General features: G+C 68.6%; 14 protein-coding genes. 13 read left to right on the top strand and 1 reads right to left on the bottom strand.

The window, feature by feature from the left end; all coding sequences use genetic code 11:
- Positions 1–115: 115 nt before the first annotated feature.
- Entirely contained in the window at positions 116–316 is a 201-nt protein-coding gene (locus AC1RIF_RS08950; RefSeq protein ID WP_492601009.1) for a hypothetical protein, read from the top strand.
- Here AC1RIF_RS08950 and AC1RIF_RS08945 read toward each other — a convergent pair whose 3' ends face one another.
- Positions 317–1,105 (bottom strand): acyl-[acyl-carrier-protein] thioesterase, encoded by a 789-nt coding sequence (locus AC1RIF_RS08945; RefSeq protein WP_492601342.1) that lies wholly within the window; start codon positions 1,103–1,105, stop codon positions 317–319. It lies immediately after the preceding gene.
- Between the two features lie 223 nt (positions 1,106–1,328).
- Between AC1RIF_RS08945 and AC1RIF_RS08940 the strand changes: the two genes are divergently transcribed.
- The 12 genes from AC1RIF_RS08940 to AC1RIF_RS08885 all read left to right on the top strand — a co-directional run bounded on the left by AC1RIF_RS08940 (position 1,329) and on the right by AC1RIF_RS08885 (position 16,086).
- On the top strand, positions 1,329–3,023 hold the full coding sequence (locus AC1RIF_RS08940) for an FAD-dependent oxidoreductase (RefSeq protein WP_492601008.1): 1,695 nt from the start codon (positions 1,329–1,331) through the stop codon (positions 3,021–3,023).
- Positions 3,024–3,105: 82 nt separating this feature from the next.
- Positions 3,106–4,071: an NADPH:quinone oxidoreductase family protein gene (locus AC1RIF_RS08935; RefSeq protein WP_492601007.1), complete on the top strand. Its 966-nt coding sequence runs from the start codon at positions 3,106–3,108 to the stop codon at positions 4,069–4,071.
- Positions 4,072–4,223: 152 nt separating this feature from the next.
- Complete coding sequence (locus AC1RIF_RS08930) at positions 4,224–4,694, top strand: MarR family winged helix-turn-helix transcriptional regulator (RefSeq protein WP_492601006.1); 471 nt, start codon at positions 4,224–4,226, stop codon at positions 4,692–4,694.
- The gene (locus tag AC1RIF_RS08925; RefSeq protein ID WP_492601005.1) at positions 4,691–6,229 is read left to right on the top strand and encodes a DHA2 family efflux MFS transporter permease subunit; all 1,539 of its coding nucleotides are present in this window, start codon (positions 4,691–4,693) and stop codon (positions 6,227–6,229) included. Before AC1RIF_RS08930 ends, AC1RIF_RS08925 begins: the two co-directional genes overlap by 4 nt.
- A 151-nt stretch (positions 6,230–6,380) precedes the next feature.
- On the top strand, positions 6,381–6,731 hold the full coding sequence (locus AC1RIF_RS08920) for a hypothetical protein (RefSeq protein ID WP_492601004.1): 351 nt from the start codon (positions 6,381–6,383) through the stop codon (positions 6,729–6,731).
- A 110-nt stretch (positions 6,732–6,841) separates the two neighbouring features.
- The gene (locus AC1RIF_RS08915) at positions 6,842–7,633 is read left to right on the top strand and encodes a TIGR03084 family metal-binding protein (protein WP_492601003.1); all 792 of its coding nucleotides are present in this window, start codon (positions 6,842–6,844) and stop codon (positions 7,631–7,633) included.
- Positions 7,630–9,369, top strand: a complete 1,740-nt coding sequence (locus tag AC1RIF_RS08910) for an acyclic terpene utilization AtuA family protein (RefSeq protein WP_492601002.1) — start codon at positions 7,630–7,632, stop codon at positions 9,367–9,369. The genes AC1RIF_RS08915 and AC1RIF_RS08910 overlap by 4 nt, the downstream gene beginning before the upstream one ends.
- Positions 9,366–10,514 (top strand): acyl-CoA dehydrogenase family protein, encoded by a 1,149-nt coding sequence (locus tag AC1RIF_RS08905; RefSeq protein WP_492601001.1) that lies wholly within the window; start codon positions 9,366–9,368, stop codon positions 10,512–10,514. Before AC1RIF_RS08910 ends, AC1RIF_RS08905 begins: the two co-directional genes overlap by 4 nt.
- Positions 10,511–12,109, top strand: coding sequence for an acyl-CoA carboxylase subunit beta (locus AC1RIF_RS08900; protein ID WP_492601000.1), 1,599 nt, complete (start codon positions 10,511–10,513; stop codon positions 12,107–12,109). Before AC1RIF_RS08905 ends, AC1RIF_RS08900 begins: the two co-directional genes overlap by 4 nt.
- A 20-nt stretch (positions 12,110–12,129) precedes the next feature.
- Positions 12,130–14,124, top strand: a complete 1,995-nt coding sequence (locus AC1RIF_RS08895) for an acetyl/propionyl/methylcrotonyl-CoA carboxylase subunit alpha (protein ID WP_492600999.1) — start codon at positions 12,130–12,132, stop codon at positions 14,122–14,124.
- A complete protein-coding gene (locus tag AC1RIF_RS08890) occupies positions 14,121–15,284 on the top strand; it encodes an acyl-CoA dehydrogenase family protein (protein ID WP_492600998.1) in 1,164 nt (387 codons plus the stop codon). The genes AC1RIF_RS08895 and AC1RIF_RS08890 overlap by 4 nt, the downstream gene beginning before the upstream one ends.
- A gap of 10 nt (positions 15,285–15,294) precedes the next feature.
- Positions 15,295–16,086 (top strand): enoyl-CoA hydratase family protein, encoded by a 792-nt coding sequence (locus tag AC1RIF_RS08885; protein WP_492600997.1) that lies wholly within the window; start codon positions 15,295–15,297, stop codon positions 16,084–16,086.
- The last annotated feature ends 64 nt before the right edge of the window (positions 16,087–16,150 follow it).

The raw sequence follows: 16,150 nt of genomic DNA, 5'->3' as shown, positions 1-16,150 counted from the left end.
AGGAACGTCTGACTCGAAGGTCCCGTCCCCGATGCAGGGGGCGGGACCTTCGTGCATTCTGGGGAGGAGAGATCGCGCGGACCGACCGGACCGAGCAGACCCTGCGGAGGACGACATGGCTGGCAAGAAGATCGATCGTGTGAGGGCCGAGTCGGCGCTCGAGGTTGTCCGGGAGAGCCCCACCATCGCCCTGATCGTCGCGGCGCCGGCGATCGTCGTGTTCGGCGTCCTGTGGTGGCTCACCGGATTCGGCACCGCACTGCTCGTGACGCTGGTTCTGGCCGGTCTCGCGGTGGTGGCGAAGAAGGTGTTCTAGCTACAGCTTCGCCACGCGGGCCACGGCCCGAACCTCGTCCGCCACGAGGAACCACAGCGACAGCGTGGTGTCGTCGTCGTGGGTCCGGATACGGACGTGGTCGCGGGCGAGGATCGGGCTCAGGTGCTCGACGACGGCCCGGTGCGGGGCCTCGAGAAGGTCGGGGCGGTCGGTGAGGTACTCCTCGACGACGTGCCAGTAGGTGGCGTTGTTGACGTGGTTGAACGGGTCGATGTCGGTGGCCCGCAGGTGGAACGTGTGGTCGTCCTCGTCGGTGTCGGGTGGGGTCGCCGGCAGCCACGGCTTCCACTTGAGCCGGTGCTCGTCGGTGGTGCGGCCGAGGTCGGCGAGCAGTTCCTCGCTGATCCGTGCCGGCATGCCGGTGTCGGTGCCGATGTTGATCCAGAACCCCTCGGTCTCGATCAGTGCGTTCTCGTCGTTGGTCATCCGGACCCGCATCGCCGACCACCTGGTGGAGTGTGCCGCGCACCAGCGCCGCAGGTGGATGCGGTCGGGCCAGACCGCGGGCCGATGGACGTCGATCACGGTGCGGCGCACGATCCACAGGGGATCGGTGCGGTCGAATCCGTAGGCGGTCAGGTTGTCGGTGCCGATGTCCTGCAGGTAGCGGGCGATCCCGTCGAGCCTCAGCCGGTAGGCGGCGTCGACGTCCCCGGTACGGATCGGGCGGGATGTCTCGAAGCCCTGTCCGTGGGGAGGGGCGGGCGCGAGGCTGTGCGTTGCACTGTCGGACTGGGCTGCGGTGACGGACTTCGCTGTGGGGACGATCTGCTCGGCAGGCACGGTGGTTCCCTCGGTTCGGCGGGTGTCGCCAGCGATTCTGGCAGTTCCAGGGCGGGGCGTCACACGATTCGACAGTGATGCTTGTTCGGGATCGGCGGTCCTAGTACAGTCCTGTAGCTGTAACTCTACGTCACATGAAGGCCGTCACATCGGTGGGGGCAGCGGGCGTGCATCACGTCTGGTGTGGCGCGAAGAACGGGAATCGAACATGGCCTACGTCATTACCCAGGCGTGCTGCAACGACGCGAGCTGCGTCTCGGCGTGCCCCGTGAACTGCATCCACCCGACGCCCGAGGAAGCACAGTTCGCGACCACCGAGATGCTCTACATCGAGCCGCAGGCGTGCATCGACTGCGGTGCCTGCGTCGATGCGTGCCCGGTGAATGCGATCTTCCCCGAGGACCAGCTGACCGAGTCGCTGTCCCGCTACCGGGAGATCAACGCCGACTACTACACGCGCCACCCGCTGCAGCCGGGCTGGATCCCGCTCACGCCGGCCACCCCGCCGGTCCGCGACCTGGGCACGCTCCGCGTCGCGATCGTCGGCGCCGGTCCAGCCGCGTGCTATGCAGCCGAGGAGCTGTTGAAGCGCTCCGACGTCGAGGTGGAGATGTTCGAGAAGCTGCCCACCCCGTGGGGGCTCGTCCGTGCCGGTGTCGCCCCCGATCACCCGGGGACCAAGGTCGTCACCGAGATGTTCGACTGGTCGCTCGGACGCGACGCGTTCCAGTTCCATCTCAACGTCGAGGTCGGCAAGCACATCAGCCACGCCGATCTGCTGAGCCATCACCATGCGGTGATCTACGCGGTCGGCGCCTCGAGCGATCGCACGCTCGGGATCCCCGGTGAGGACCTGCCCGGTAGCCATGCCGCAACGGAGTTCGTGGCCTGGTACAACGGGCATCCCGACTACGCGGACCGGGTGTTCGACCTGTCGGGGGAGCGGGCGGTGATCGTCGGTAACGGCAACGTGGCGCTCGACGTCGCCCGCATCCTCACCTTGGATCCCGACGAACTCGCCAAGACCGACATCGCCGATCACGCGCTGGCGGCGTTGCGCGAGAGCAACATTCGCGAGGTCGTGCTGCTGGGGCGTCGTGGGCCGGCACAGGCGGCGTACACGACCCCGGAGTTCCTGGCGCTCGGTGATCTGCCCGGCGTCGACGTCGTGATCGATCCGGCGGCGGTGGAACTGGACGTCAGGTCGCAGGCGCTGATCGATGCGGGCGCTGTGGAACCCGCCGTCGCGATGAAGGTGCGGCTGGCGCGGGAGTTCGCGCAGCGGGCGGCGCATCCGGGCAACAAGCGGATCGTGTTCCGGTACTTGACGTCGCCGACGGAGATCCTCGGCGCCGACCGGGTCGAGGCGGTGACGGTGGTGTCGAACGAACTGGTCGAGGATGCGTCGGGTGGTCTGGCGGCGCATCCCACGAAGGACATCACGCGGATCGACGCGTCCCTGGTGCTCCGTTCGATCGGCTACCGCGGGCGACCGCTCGCGGGGGTGCCGTTCGACGACCGCCGCGGGGTGGTCCCGAACGATCGCGGCCGTGTCGTCGTCGGCGCCGGTGCGACGCTCGACGGCGTGTATGTGACCGGGTGGATCAAGCGCGGTCCGAGTGGCGTGATCGGCACCAACAAGACCTGCGCCAAGGAGACCGTCGCGCGCATCGTCGAGGACTTCGAGGCGAAGCGCCTGCCCACACCGGCGTTGGGCCGGAAGGACCTGTCCAAGCTGCTGGCCCGCCGACGGCCGGAGCGGATCTCGCGCCGCGGGTGGGAAGCCATCGACGAGGCGGAGCGCCGCCGGGGCCTGGAGTCGGGGCGACCCCGGGTGAAGATGACGGACACCGCGGAGATGGTGGCGGTCGGGCGCAAGCGGCGCAGCCTGTTCGGTAACTGACCGGTCGTCGCCCCGGCCCGGGTAGCTTCGTCGGGAGGGCACACGCCCGGTCGACGGTGTTCGGAGATCTCGGAGGTGGGAAGTGCACGCAGTGGTGGTCACGGATCTGGCGGGTCCGGCGGCGATGGCGGTTCGCGAGGTGCCCGAACCGGATTCGACCGGGCTGGTCCTCCTCGACGTCAAGGCCAGCGGCGTGTGCTTCCCCGACCTGCTGATCAGTTACGGCAAGTATCAGATCCGGCCCGAACCGCCGTTCGTGCCCGGTACCGAGGTGGCGGGCGTCGTGCTCAGCGCACCCGAGGGCAGCGGGTTCGAGCCCGGTCAGCGCGTGCTCGCAGTCTCGAGTCTCGGCGGCTACGCGGAACGCGTCGCGGTCCACCCGAATCTGGTGCTTCCGATTCCCGACGAGCTGACATTCGAGGAAGCGGCGTCGCTGATCATCAACTACCAGACGATGGAGTTCGCCTTCGCGCGACGGGCGCGTCTGCAGCCGGGCGAGACCGTCGCGATCCTGGGCGCCGCCGGCGGTGTCGGGACGTCGGCGATCCAACTGGCGAAGGCGCACGGCGCCCGCGTGATCGCGGTGGTGCGACGTGACGGTACCGACGACTTCCTGCGTGAGATCGGTGCCGACGAGGTGGTGCGGTTGACCGACGGCTGGGCGGCACGCGTGCGGGAACTCACCGGTGATCGGGGTGCCGACGTCGTCGTCGATCCGGTGGGAGGCGATTCGTTCGACGACGCCGTCCGCGCGCTGGCACCGGAGGGCCGGTTGGTGGTGATCGGCTTCGCCGGCGGGGGAATCCCGTCGGTGAAGGTCAACCGAGTGCTGTTCCGGAACATCAGCATCGTGGGCGCCGCATGGGGTGAGTTCCTGCGGACCGAGCCGTCGGCGCTCGCCGAAACCCACGCGGCGCTGGTCGAGCACGTGCGCGCCGGTTTGCGTCCCATCGTGAAAGCGCGCTATCCGCTGGCGTCGGCGGCCGAGGCGCTCGCCGATCTCGAGGCCGGCCGGGTGCTCGGAAAGGCCGTCCTCATCCAGGACTGACTGTGTTCCTCATCACCTGACCCCCTCCTGGCCGGAAAACCTGTTGCCGCAGGTGGGGGGTGCATGGTGTCGTGGATGGGTCGCTGTTTCGGGCGGCGCCCAGACATCCTTGCGTTGTTGCAATAGTTGCATGGCCGCTACTATCGACGTTCGTGGCAGATGTGACTCCAGACGAGGTATTCGACGCGCTCGAGGAGTTCATCATGCGTCTTCTCGGAATGGGGGAGTCCGAGTCGATGGACACCCTCGTCGCGATGGATCTGTCGTTCTCGCAGGTCCGCGCGCTCTTCGTGCTGGCACAGCACGGGGAGCCGATCGCGATCAACGAGGTCGCCGAATGTCTGCGGATGTCGGTGGCCGCGGCCGGTCGCAACATCGACCAGCTGGTGTGCCAGGAATTGGTACAGCGCCGTGAAGACCCCGACGATCGCCGGATCAAACGGGTCTCGTTGACGGAGGCAGGGCGAGCCCTGGTCTCTCGTCACCTCGAGGACAAGCTTGACGAGCTTCGCGCGTTCGCGGGACGGCTGGATCAGCCGGATCGCCGGCGGTTGCTCGAGGCCCTTCAACCCATACTCGCAGGCGACGCCCTGCGGGCTCGAAGTCAGGAATTCTGCACATGACGACGCCCAACTCGCCGGCGGCGCCCCCAACCGGGGCGCCCGAGTCGGACAAGATCGACGGCGCGGTCCTCAAGATCGCCTCCGTGGTGGTGCTCGGCGCCATCATGTCCATCCTCGACGTCACCGTCGTCAGCGTTGCGCTGCCGACGTTCGCCCAGGAGTTCGACACCAGCTACGCGGTCGTCGCCTGGACCATGACCGCCTACACGCTCGCGCTGGCCACCGTCATCCCGGTCACCGGCTGGGCTGCGGACCGGTTCGGCACCAAGCGGCTGTACATCGGCGCCCTCGTGCTGTTCGTCATCGGTTCGGTCGCGTGCGCGTTCGCGTGGGACATCACGTCGCTGATCGGATTCCGCGTCCTCCAGGGCCTCGGCGGCGGCATGCTGATGCCGCTCGGTATGACGATCATGACGCGGGCTGCCGGCCCGGAGCGCGTCGGCCGCGTCATGGCGGTGCTGGGCATCCCGATGCTGCTCGGTCCGATCGGTGGACCGATCCTCGGTGGCTGGCTGATCGACGCCGCCAGCTGGCACTGGATCTTCCTCATCAACCTGCCGATCGGCATCATCGCGCTCGCGGCAGCGGTGAAGCTGCTGCCGAAGGACCAGCCGAGCCCGTCGCAGCCCTTCGACCTGGTCGGCATGATCCTGCTGTCGCCGGGTCTGGCCCTGTTCCTGTACGGCGTCTCGTCGATTCCCGAGCACGGCAAGGGGCTTGCTCCGGAGGTGCTGGTGCCCGTCGGCATCGGCCTGGTGCTCATCGTCGGCTTCGTCTTCCATGCGCTGCGCAAGGACCATCCGCTGATCGACCTGCGCCTGTTCAAGAATCGTCAGCTGACGGTGGCCGTCCTCACCACCACGATGTTCATCATCGCGTTCATGGGTGCGGGTCTGTTGTTCCCGAGCTACTTCATCCAGGTGCGCGGCGAGTCCACGCTGGCGGCCGGGCTGTTGCTCGCCCCGCAGGGTATCGGCGCGATGGTCACGATGCCGATCGCGGGTCGTCTGGTCGACAAGATCGGTCCGGGAAAGATCGTCCTCACGGGTCTGCCGCTGATCGCACTCGGAATGTTCACGTTCACGCAGCTGTCGGCGGAATCCTCGTACTGGTTGCTGCTCGGCTCGCTGTTCGTGATGGGCCTGGGTATGGGCTGCACCATGATGCCGCTGATGACCGCCGCGATGGTCACCCTCAAGCACGAGATGATCGCCCGCGGTTCGACTCTGATGAACATCGTCCAGCAGACGGCCGGCTCGATCGGTACCGCGACGATGTCCGTCGTGCTGACCAACCAGCTGCTCTCGCGTGACCTCGACAACCAGAAGGTTGCGATGCAGCATGTTCCGGAGGTCGTGGCACAGGAGCCTCCCGGCACGGTCGAGCACGTGTTGAGCGCTGCCGCCGACGCGTTCGGCAACACGTTCATGGTGGCGTTCGCGCTCGTTCTCGTCACCCTGATCCCGGCGTTCTTCCTGCCGCGCAAGCGCACCGTCGCGACGACGGAGACCGTCCAGCCGGCGATGGTGCACTGACCCTTCCGGGCCATCCGGTGGAGCCCCCGAGCGATGCGAATCGCTCGGGGGCTCTTCGCGTTCTCGGGGGATTCTCGGCGCGTCGCCCCGAACTTGTCGGGGTGCAGTCCTATCGTCACGACAGGAGCCTCGAGTAGGGAAGGGGCGCATCATGGCTGTAGAGCCTGGCGTCGCGCACAACCCGGAGAACACTTCGAACTGGCACTACTACGCGGTCGTGGGGACCACCATCGGGGGCGGATACGCGCTCGCCGAGTTCGGGCCTCATCCCACCGCACTCACGGCGCTGCAGGTCGCCGTCCATTCGGTCAATCACACGGCGTATTCGCTGTTCGAGCAGGGGATTACCGGGAACATGCTCGCCGAGCAGCACCTGGTGGAGCGTCTTCCGATCACGAACTTCGCGATCGAGCGGCTGCACCCGGTGACCCGTACCCCGGATCTCGAATGGTCGCTCAACGGCGGGCGCCGCCGGTCGTGGGTCGGCGCGGCAAGCGCCTGACAGGCGAGCATTTCCCCCGGTCGAGACCTGCGTCGACCGATAAACAAGCATGCGTGCTTGATTTTTAATCTCCTCGGTGTGATGCTGGTCTCAGACTTCGAGGAGGGTATGTGGCTGACGTGAGCAAGATCGTCGACGACCTGCGTGCGGAGGGCGACGCGCTCGACGCGCTCGTCGCGGATCTGCCGGACGAGCGGTGGGCGACCCCGACGCCGGCCGAGGGCTGGACTGTCGCGCACCAGATCGGCCACCTCGCGTGGACCGACCGGGCCGCACTGTTGGCCGCCACCGACGGAGACGCCTTCACCGCACAACTGGCGGAGGCATGGAAGAACCCGTTCGGTTTCGTGGACGAGGGTGCCGAGATCGAGGCGCAGCGCCCGCCTCGGGAACTGCTGGCCGACTGGCGGGAGGTCCGGGACAGGCTGGCTGCGGTGCTCGCGGAGGTTCCTGCCGGCACCAAGCTGCCGTGGTACGGGCCGCCGATGAGTGCGGCCTCGATGGCGACCGCCCGGCTGATGGAGACGTGGGCGCACGGGCACGACGTCGCGGAGGCGCTCGGCGCCGTGAGTGGTCCCACCGATCGGTTGCAGCACATCGCGCGGCTGGGAGTGCGCACCCGTGACTTCGCGTACAGCGTCAACGAACTGGCCCCGCCGGCCGACGAGTTCCGCGTGGAGCTCACCGCACCGGACGGCGCCGTCTGGGCGTGGGGCCCCGCGGATGCGGAGCAGCGGGTGAGCGGTTCCGCCGAGGACTTCTGCCTGCTCGTCACGCAGCGCGCGCACCGCAGAGACACCGACCTGCGTGCGACGGGTGCCGACGCCGAGGCATGGCTCGGGATCGCGCAGGCATTCGCGGGGCCGTCCGGCGCCGGCCGCGACGCGAAGGCCGCCCAGTGAACGCCCCGGTCCGGATCGGGAACTGCTCCGGCTTCTACGGCGACCGCATCTCCGCGATGCGGGAGATGCTGGAGGGTGGCGAGCTGGACTATCTCACCGGTGACTATCTCGCCGAGCTGACGATGCTCATTCTCGGCCGCGACCGGATGAAGGATCCGGCGCGCGGCTACGCGAAGACCTTCCTGCGGCAGGCCGAGGACTGCCTCGGGCTCGCGCTGGACCGCGGCGTGCGGATCGTCGCCAACGCCGGCGGGCTCAACCCGGCAGGCCTGGCCGACGCGTTGCGCGAGGTGAACGATCGGCTGGGGCTGAACGCGAGGATCGCGCACGTCGAGGGCGACGACCTCATTTCGCGGGCCGCCGAACTGGGGCTCGACCGGGAGACCACACCGCTCACCGCGAACGCCTATCTCGGGGCGTGGGGAATCGTCGAGTGCCTGAACTCCGGCGCCGACGTCGTCGTGACCGGGCGCGTCACCGACGCGTCGGTGATCGTCGGGCCGGCCGCGGCACACTTCGGTTGGGCCCGAGACGATTTCGACCGTCTCGCGGGCGCCGTGGTGGCCGGTCACGTGATCGAGTGCGGCACACAGGCAACCGGTGGCAACTACTCGTGGTTCACCGAGATCGCCGACCTGGGGCGTCCGGGCTTCCCGATCGCGGAGATCCACGACGACGGTTCGTCGGTCATCACCAAGCACGCCGGCACCGGCGGGGCGGTGAGCCGGGGGACCGTGACGGCCCAGTTGCTGTACGAGATCACCGGCGGCCGCTACGCGAACCCGGACGCCACGGCGCGCATGGATTCCGTCGTGCTCTCCGACGACGGCCCGGACCGCGTCCGCATCTCCGGTGTGGTCGGCGAGGCCCCGCCGCCGCAGTACAAGGTGTCGCTCAACGCGCTCGCCGGTTTCCGGAACGAGGCCACGTTCGTGCTCACCGGACTCGACATCGATGCCAAGGCGAATCTGGTTCGGCAGCAGCTGGATGCGTGGCTGACTGTGCGGCCGCAGGAACTCGAGTGGACCCTCGCGCGGACGGACCACCCCGACGCCGACACCGAGGAGGCGGCGAGCGCGCTGCTGCGCTGCACGGTCCGCGACACCGACCCGAACGTCGTCGGACGGGCGTTCTCGTCGGTCGCGGTCGAACTGGCGCTCGCGAGTTATCCGGGCTTCACGCTGACGGCGCCGCCGTCGAACGGGCAGCCCTACGCGGTGTTCACGCCCGGCTACGTCGATGCGCACGAGGTGCCGCACGTCGCGGTGCTGTCGGACGGCACGCGCATCGACATTCCCCCGAGCGTTGTCACCCGGGAACTCGGGGACGTCCCGGAACCGTCTCTGCCGGAATCGCTTCCGTCGACCGAGACGGTGAGCGCGCCGCTCGGCGCGATCGCCGCCGCCCGCAGTGGCGACAAGGGCGGGAACGCCAACGTCGGGGTGTGGGTCCGCACCGACGACCAGTGGCGGTGGCTGGTGCACGCCCTCACCGTCGACGAGGTCAAACGGATGCTGCCGGAGGCGAAGGCCCTGAACGTGACACGGCACGTGCTGCCGCACCTGCGGGCGGTCAACTTCGTGATCGAGGGCATCCTCGGCCGCGGCGTCGCGTCGCAGGCCCGGTTCGACCCGCAGGCCAAGGGGCTCGGCGAATGGCTGCGTTCGCGGCACATCGAGATCCCCATCGACCTGGTTCCCTCTTACGCCGACGAGCTTCAGGAAGGGCACGCATGAGTGTGTGGGACACACCCGAACGGCATCAGCTACGCAAGACGGTCCGCGGCTTCGTCGAGCAGGAGATCCTGCCGCACCTGAACGACTGGGAGCGCGACGGCGAGATCCCGCGCGAGTTGCACCGCAAGGCCGCGGCTCTGGGTCTGCTCGGCGCCGGCTTCCCCGAGGAAGTCGGCGGCGACGGCGGCGACCTGGTGGACGCGGTCGTGATCTGCGAGGAGATGCACCAGGCCGGGGCATCGGGCGGGCTGTTCGCATCGCTGTTCACGTGCGGGATTGCCTTGCCGCACCTCGTCGCGGCGGGTGATCCCACCCAGATCGATCGCTGGGTGCGGCCGACGCTCGCGGGGGAGAAGATCGGCTCGCTGGCGATCACCGAACCCGGCGGCGGCTCCGATGTCGGCCATCTGCGCACCACGGCCGTCCGCGACGGCGACCACTACATCGTCAACGGATCCAAGACGTTCATCACCTCCGCGGTGCGCGCCGACTTCGTCGTCACCGCGGTGCGCACCGGCGGCCCGGGGGCCGGCGGGGTGTCGCTGCTCGTGATCGAGAAGGGCACACCGGGATTCGAGGTCGCGCGCAAGCTCGACAAGATGGGCTGGCGCGCGTCGGACACCGCCGAGTTGGCGTTCGTCGATGCCCGCGTTCCCGTGGAGAACCTCGTCGGCGAGGAGAACTCGGGCTTCGTGCAGATCGCGCAGGCGTTCCTCACCGAGCGGATCGCGCTGGCCGCACAGGCGTACGCGAGCGCGCAGCGCTGCCTCGACCTCACGCTGCAGTGGTGCCGCGACCGCGAGACGTTCGGCCGTCCGCTGATCTCGCGGCAGGCCGTGCAGAACACGGTCACCGAGATGACCCGACGCACCGATGTCGCCCGCGTCTACACGCGCGCCCTCGTCGAGCGGTCGCTCACGTCGGATGAGGACTTCGTCGCCGAGGTGTGTTTCGCGAAGAACACCGCCGTCGAGGCCGGCGAGTGGGTGGCCAACCAGGCCGTGCAGTTGTTCGGCGGCATGGGGTACATGCAGGAGAGCGAAGTGGAGAGGCAGTACCGGGACATGCGGATTCTGGGCATCGGGGGCGGGACCACGGAGATCCTGACCTCCCTGGCGGCGAAGCGATTGGGGTACCAGGCATGACGATCCTGCGATCGACGCTGGACGTGAACTCACCGGAGTATGCGTCGGCGGCGGAGTCGATGACCACCAAGCTCGCCGAGATCGAGGCCGAGCACGCGAAGGCGCTCGCCGGTGGTGGTGAGAAGTACGTGGAGCGGCATCACAAGCGGGGCAAACTGCTCGCTCGCGAGCGGATCGAACTGCTGCTCGACCCGGATTCGCCGTTCCTCGAACTGTCACCGCTCGCGGCGTGGGGCACCGAGTTCCCGGTGGGCGCGTCCACGATCGTCGGCATCGGCGTCGTCAGCGGCGTCGAGTGCCTCATCGTCGCAAACGATCCCACGGTCCGCGGCGGCACCTCGAACCCGTGGACCCTGAAGAAGGGCTTCCGCGCCAACGACATCGCCGTCCAGAACCGGTTGCCGGTGATCTCGCTCGTCGAGTCGGGCGGCGCCGACCTGCCGACGCAGAAGGAAGTCTTCATCCCGGGTGGGCGGATGTTCCGCGACCTGACCAAGCTGTCGGCAGCCGGGATCCCCACCATCGCGCTGGTGTTCGGCAACTCCACCGCCGGTGGCGCGTACATCCCCGGCATGTCCGATCACGTCGTGATGATCAAGGAACGCTCCAAGGTCTTCCTGGCCGGTCCGCCGCTGGTGAAGATGGCCACCGGTGAGGAGTCCGACGACGAGGCGCTCGGTGGTGCCGAGATGCACGCCCGCACATCGGGTCTCGCGGACTACTTCGCGGTGGACGAGCCCGACGCGATCCGCATCGGCCGCAGTATCGTCAAGCGTCTGAACTGGCGCAAGCAGGGGCCCGCACCGCGTGCCGAGGTGATCGATCCACTCGAGGACCCGGAGGAGCTGCTGGGAGTCGTCCCGGCCGACCTGAAGATCCCGTTCGATCCGCGCGAGGTGATCGCCCGCATCGTCGACGGATCCGACTTCGACGAGTTCAAGCCGATGTACGGGTCCTCACTCGTCACCGGCTGGGCCGAACTCCACGGCTACCCGATCGGCATCCTCGCCAACGCGCGGGGCGTGCTGTTCAGCGAGGAGTCACAGAAGGCCACCCAGTTCATCCAGCTCGCGAACCGGTCGAACACGCCACTTCTGTTCCTGCACAACACCACCGGATACATGGTGGGCAAGGAGTACGAGGAAGGGGGCATGATCAAACACGGCTCGATGATGATCAACGCCGTCTCGAACTCCACGGTCCCGCACATCTCGATCCTGCTAGGGGCGTCGTACGGCGCCGGCCACTACGGCATGTGCGGCCGCGCGTTCGATCCGCGGTTCCTGTTCGCGTGGCCCAGTTCCAAGTCGGCGGTGATGGGCGGTGCGCAGCTCGCGGGTGTCATCTCCATCGTGGGCCGAGCCGCCGCCGAGGCCCGCGGCCAGGCGTTCGACGCGGAGGCCGATGCCGGGATGCGCGCGATGATCGAGAACCAGATCGAGGCCGAGTCGCTGCCGATGTTCCTGTCCGGTCGCCTCTACGACGACGGCGTCATCGACCCCCGCGACACCCGCACGGTGGTGGGAATGTGCCTGTCGGCCATTGCCACCGCCCCGATCGAGGGCACCGAGAACTTCGGTGTCTTCCGGATGTGAGGAACCGAGTGAACAGCACTGTGAGTACTTCCCCCGTCACGTCCGTTCTGGTCGCCAACCGCGGCGAGATCGCCCGACGCGTCTTCGCGACGTGCCGGCGTACCGGGGTCGGCACGGTCGCGGTCTTCTCCGATCCCGACGCCGCGAGCCCGCACGTCACCGAGGCCGACGCCGCGGTCCGGCTGCCGGGTTCGACGCCGGCCGAGACGTACCTGCGCGGCGACGCACTCATCGCCGCGGCGCGTGCCGCCGGAGCCGACGCCGTCCACCCCGGATACGGGTTCCTCTCGGAGAACGCCGATTTCGCGCAGGCCGTCGAGGCCGCCGGGCTCACCTGGATCGGGCCGCCGGCCAAGTCCATCGAGCTGATGGGCTCCAAGGTGGAGTCCAAGCGGATCATGGCCGAGGCCGGCGTCCCCGTCCTCGCCGAGCTGGACCCGTCCACGGTCAGCGAGGCCGATCTGCCGGTCCTCGTCAAGGCCTCCGCCGGTGGCGGCGGCCGCGGCATGCGGGTGGTCCGCGAGCTGTCGGCGCTACCCCGCGAGATCGAGGCGGCCGCACGCGAGGCGCAGTCGGCGTTCGGTGATCCGACGGTGTTCTGCGAGCGCTACCTCGAGACCGGTCGGCACATCGAGGTCCAGGTGATGGCCGACCGGCACGGCACGGTGTGGGCGGTGGGGGAGCGCGAGTGCTCCATCCAGCGCCGCCACCAGAAGGTCGTGGAGGAGGCTCCGTCGCCACTGGTCGAACGCATTCCGGCTATGCGCGCACGCCTGTTCGAGGCCGCCCGCCTCGCCGCGAACGCGATCGGGTACGAGGGCGCCGGCACCGTCGAGTTCCTCGCCGACGAACAGGGCGACTTCTTCTTCCTGGAGATGAACACCCGCTTGCAGGTGGAGCATCCGGTCACCGAGTGCACCACCGGACTCGACCTCGTCGAGCTCCAGTTGCAGGTCGCGTCGGGCGCCGAGCTGCCTGCGGACCCGCCCGCGCTGCGCGGCCACTCCATCGAGGTCCGGCTGTACGCCGAGGATCCCGCCCACAATTGGCGACCGCAGAGCGGCACGGTCGAACGCATCGAGTTGCCCGGCAGCACCGCGGAGTTCGAGGTTCTCGACCGGACCGGGGTGCGCCTGGACTCGGGCGTCGAAGACGGTTCGGTGGTGAGCGTCTTCTACGACCCCATGCTCGCGAAGGTCATCTCGTTCGCGCCCACCCGCACGCAGGCCGCACAGGTGCTCGCGTCCGCCTTGGCCCGCACCCGGCTGCACGGTCTGCAGACCAACCGCGACCTGCTGGTGAACGTCCTGCGGCACCCCGCGTTCCTCGCGGGCGACACCGATACCGCGTTCTTCGACACCCACGGGCTCGACCGGCTGGCGCGTCCGCTCGCCGACGAGAGAGCCGAGAAGCTGTCCGCGCTCGCGGCCGCGCTGGCCGATGCCGCCGTCAATCGTGCTGCGGCGCCGGTGAACGCCGGTCTGCCCAGTGGCTGGCGGAACCTGCCCTCGCAGTCGCAGCACAAGCAGTACGCGGGAGCACATGGCGAGTACGACATCCGCTACCTGCAGACCCGGTCCGGTCTGACCGCGGAGGGCTTCGAGAACGTCGCGCTGGTGTCGTCGGCGTCCGACCGGGTGGTGCTCGACGTCGCGGGCCTTCAGCGCGGGTTCGACGTCGCCCGCTACGGCGCCCGGGTGTGTGTCGACTCGGCCCTCGGGCCGGTATCGCTCACGGCGGTACCGAGATTCGTCGACCCGTCGACCGTCGTCGCGGAGGGGTCGCTGCTGGCGCCGATGCCGGGCGCAGTGATCAGGCTGGGCGCCGCGGCGGGCGATCGCGTGGAGGCCGGGCAGCCGATCCTGTGGCTGGAGGCCATGAAGATGGAGCACACCGTCAAGGCGCCCACCGCCGGTGTGCTCACCGAACTACCCGTCGCCGTCGGCCAGCAGGTCGACGTCGGATCGGTCCTGGCAATCGTGGAAGCAGAAGTCGCAGAAGGAGAAACCGCATGAGCAGCTTCATCGAGACCGAGGAGCAGAAGGAGCTGCGGACGGCGGTGTCCAAGCTCGCGCAGCGCTTCGACTACGTCGACTACGTGCTGCCGAAGGCCCGCAAGGGCGAGCCGCTCACGGAGTTGTGGAACGAGGCCGGCAAGCTCGGGTTCCTGGGCGTCAACCTCCCCGAGGAGTACGGCGGCGGGGGAGCGGGCATCTACGAACTCGCCCTGGTGCAGGAGGAACTCGCGGCGCAGGGCGCCGGACTGCTGCTGGTCGTGGTCTCGCCCGCAATCTGCGGCACCATCATCGGCAAGTACGGGACCGACGCGCAGAAGCAGGAATGGCTGACCGCGCTCGCGGACGGCTCCAAGATCATGGCATTCGGCATCACCGAACCCGATGCCGGCTCCAACTCGCACCAGATCACCACCACCGCCCGGCGTGACGGTGAGGACTGGATCCTGCGCGGCAACAAGGTCTACATCTCCGGCGTCGACCAGGCCGATGCCGTGCTGATCGTGGCCCGCACCGAGGATCACAAGACGGGCAAGCTCAAGCCCGCGCTGTTCATCGTGCCCACCGACTCCGAGAACTTCGTCGCGCAGCGCATGGACATGGACGTCATCGAGCCGGATCACCAGTTCACCCTTTTCCTCGACGACGTCCGGCTGCCCGCCGACGCGCTCGTCGGATCGGAGGACGCGGCGCTGATGCAGCTGTTCGCGGGCCTCAACCCGGAACGCATCCTCGGTGCGGCGATGGCGATCGGCATGGGGCGCTGGGCACTCGAGGCGGGCGTGAAGTTCGCGAAGGAACGCACCGTCTGGAAGACGCCGATCGGTGCCCACCAGGGTCTGGCACATCCGTTGGCGCAGTGCAAGATCGAGCTCGAACTGGCCAAGCTGATGATGCAGAAGGCAGCCGTCCTCTACGACAGCGGCGACGACTTCGGTGCCGCGGAGGCCGCGAACATGGCCAAGTACGCGGCCGCCGAGGCCAGCATCCGGACTCTCGATCAGGCGATCCAGACGCATGGCGGCGCGGGGCTCACCAAGGAGTACGGGCTGTCGGCGATGCTCGGTGCGGCGCGGATCGCACGGGTGGCGCCGGTGAGCCGCGAGATGATCCTCAACTTCGTCTCCCAGCACTCGCTGGGCCTGCCGAAGTCGTACTGAGGCGGTACTCGTGACGGATCGTTTCGTTCGATACGACGTCGCCGACGGTTGCGCGACGCTCACACTCGACTCGCCGCACAACCGCAACGCGATCTCGAGCCGGCTGGTCGGTGAACTGCTGCAGGGGTTGGCCGACGCCGCGGCCGACGATGCCGCCCGCACCGTCGTGCTCACACACACCGGTGGCACGTTCTGTGCGGGTGCGGATCTGTCGGAAGCATCGGGGGCCGCCTCGACCGTCGATGCGAGCCCGGCGGAACTCGCCGCCGGGCGGACCAGGCAGATGGTCGGGCTGCTCAGGGCGATCGTCGAGCTGCCGAAGCCCGTGATCGCCCGAGTGGACGGACACGTTCGTGCCGGCGGGATGGGATTGGTGGGTGCGTGCGACATCGTCGTCGCCGGGCCGGACAGCACGTTCGCGCTGACGGAGGCGCGTCTCGGGTTGGCGGCGTCGATCATCTCGCTCACCGTGATTCCGCGGCTCACGGCGCGCGCGGCGGGGCGCTACTTTCTCACGGGCGAGAAGTTCGGCCCGCACGAGGCGGAGGCGATCGGACTGATCAGCGAGGCGGTGCAGGACTCGGACAGCACCGTTCGGGAGTTGGTTGCCACACTGCGGAAGTGCTCGCCGCAGGGGCTGGCCGAATCCAAGAAGCTCACGACGATGCGGATGCTCGAGGACTTCGACCGCTACGGGGACGTCCTCGCCGCGCAGTCGGCGGCGCTGTTCGGGTCGGCGGACGCGGTGGAAGGGATCACGGCGTTCATGCAGAAGCGGCAGCCGTCATGGGCGTCCGCGTAGCGCAGGAACGATACGACCACGGGACCTGTCCCGCGATCGCGGAGCAGGTCCCGTGCGAGTCGGG

Source organism: Prescottella sp. GW823-FHT02E09 (genome assembly GCF_058797375.1).
The sequence above is the reverse complement of the archived record's forward strand: the minus strand, read 5'-3'. Positions and strand labels throughout refer to the sequence as shown.

Excerpts from the sequence above, each read along its gene's own strand:
- AC1RIF_RS08925 (WP_492601005.1), top strand. The coding sequence starts at position 4,691 with ATGACGACGCCCAACTCGCCGGCGGCGCCCCCAACCGGGGCGCCCGAG.
- AC1RIF_RS08900 (WP_492601000.1), top strand. The coding sequence starts at position 10,511 with ATGACGATCCTGCGATCGACGCTGGACGTGAACTCACCGGAGTATGCG.
- AC1RIF_RS08920 (WP_492601004.1), top strand. The coding sequence starts at position 6,381 with ATGGCTGTAGAGCCTGGCGTCGCGCACAACCCGGAGAACACTTCGAAC.
- AC1RIF_RS08905 (WP_492601001.1), top strand. The coding sequence starts at position 9,366 with ATGAGTGTGTGGGACACACCCGAACGGCATCAGCTACGCAAGACGGTC.
- AC1RIF_RS08940 (WP_492601008.1), top strand. The coding sequence starts at position 1,329 with ATGGCCTACGTCATTACCCAGGCGTGCTGCAACGACGCGAGCTGCGTC.
- AC1RIF_RS08890 (WP_492600998.1), top strand. The coding sequence starts at position 14,121 with ATGAGCAGCTTCATCGAGACCGAGGAGCAGAAGGAGCTGCGGACGGCG.
- AC1RIF_RS08950 (WP_492601009.1), top strand. The coding sequence starts at position 116 with ATGGCTGGCAAGAAGATCGATCGTGTGAGGGCCGAGTCGGCGCTCGAG.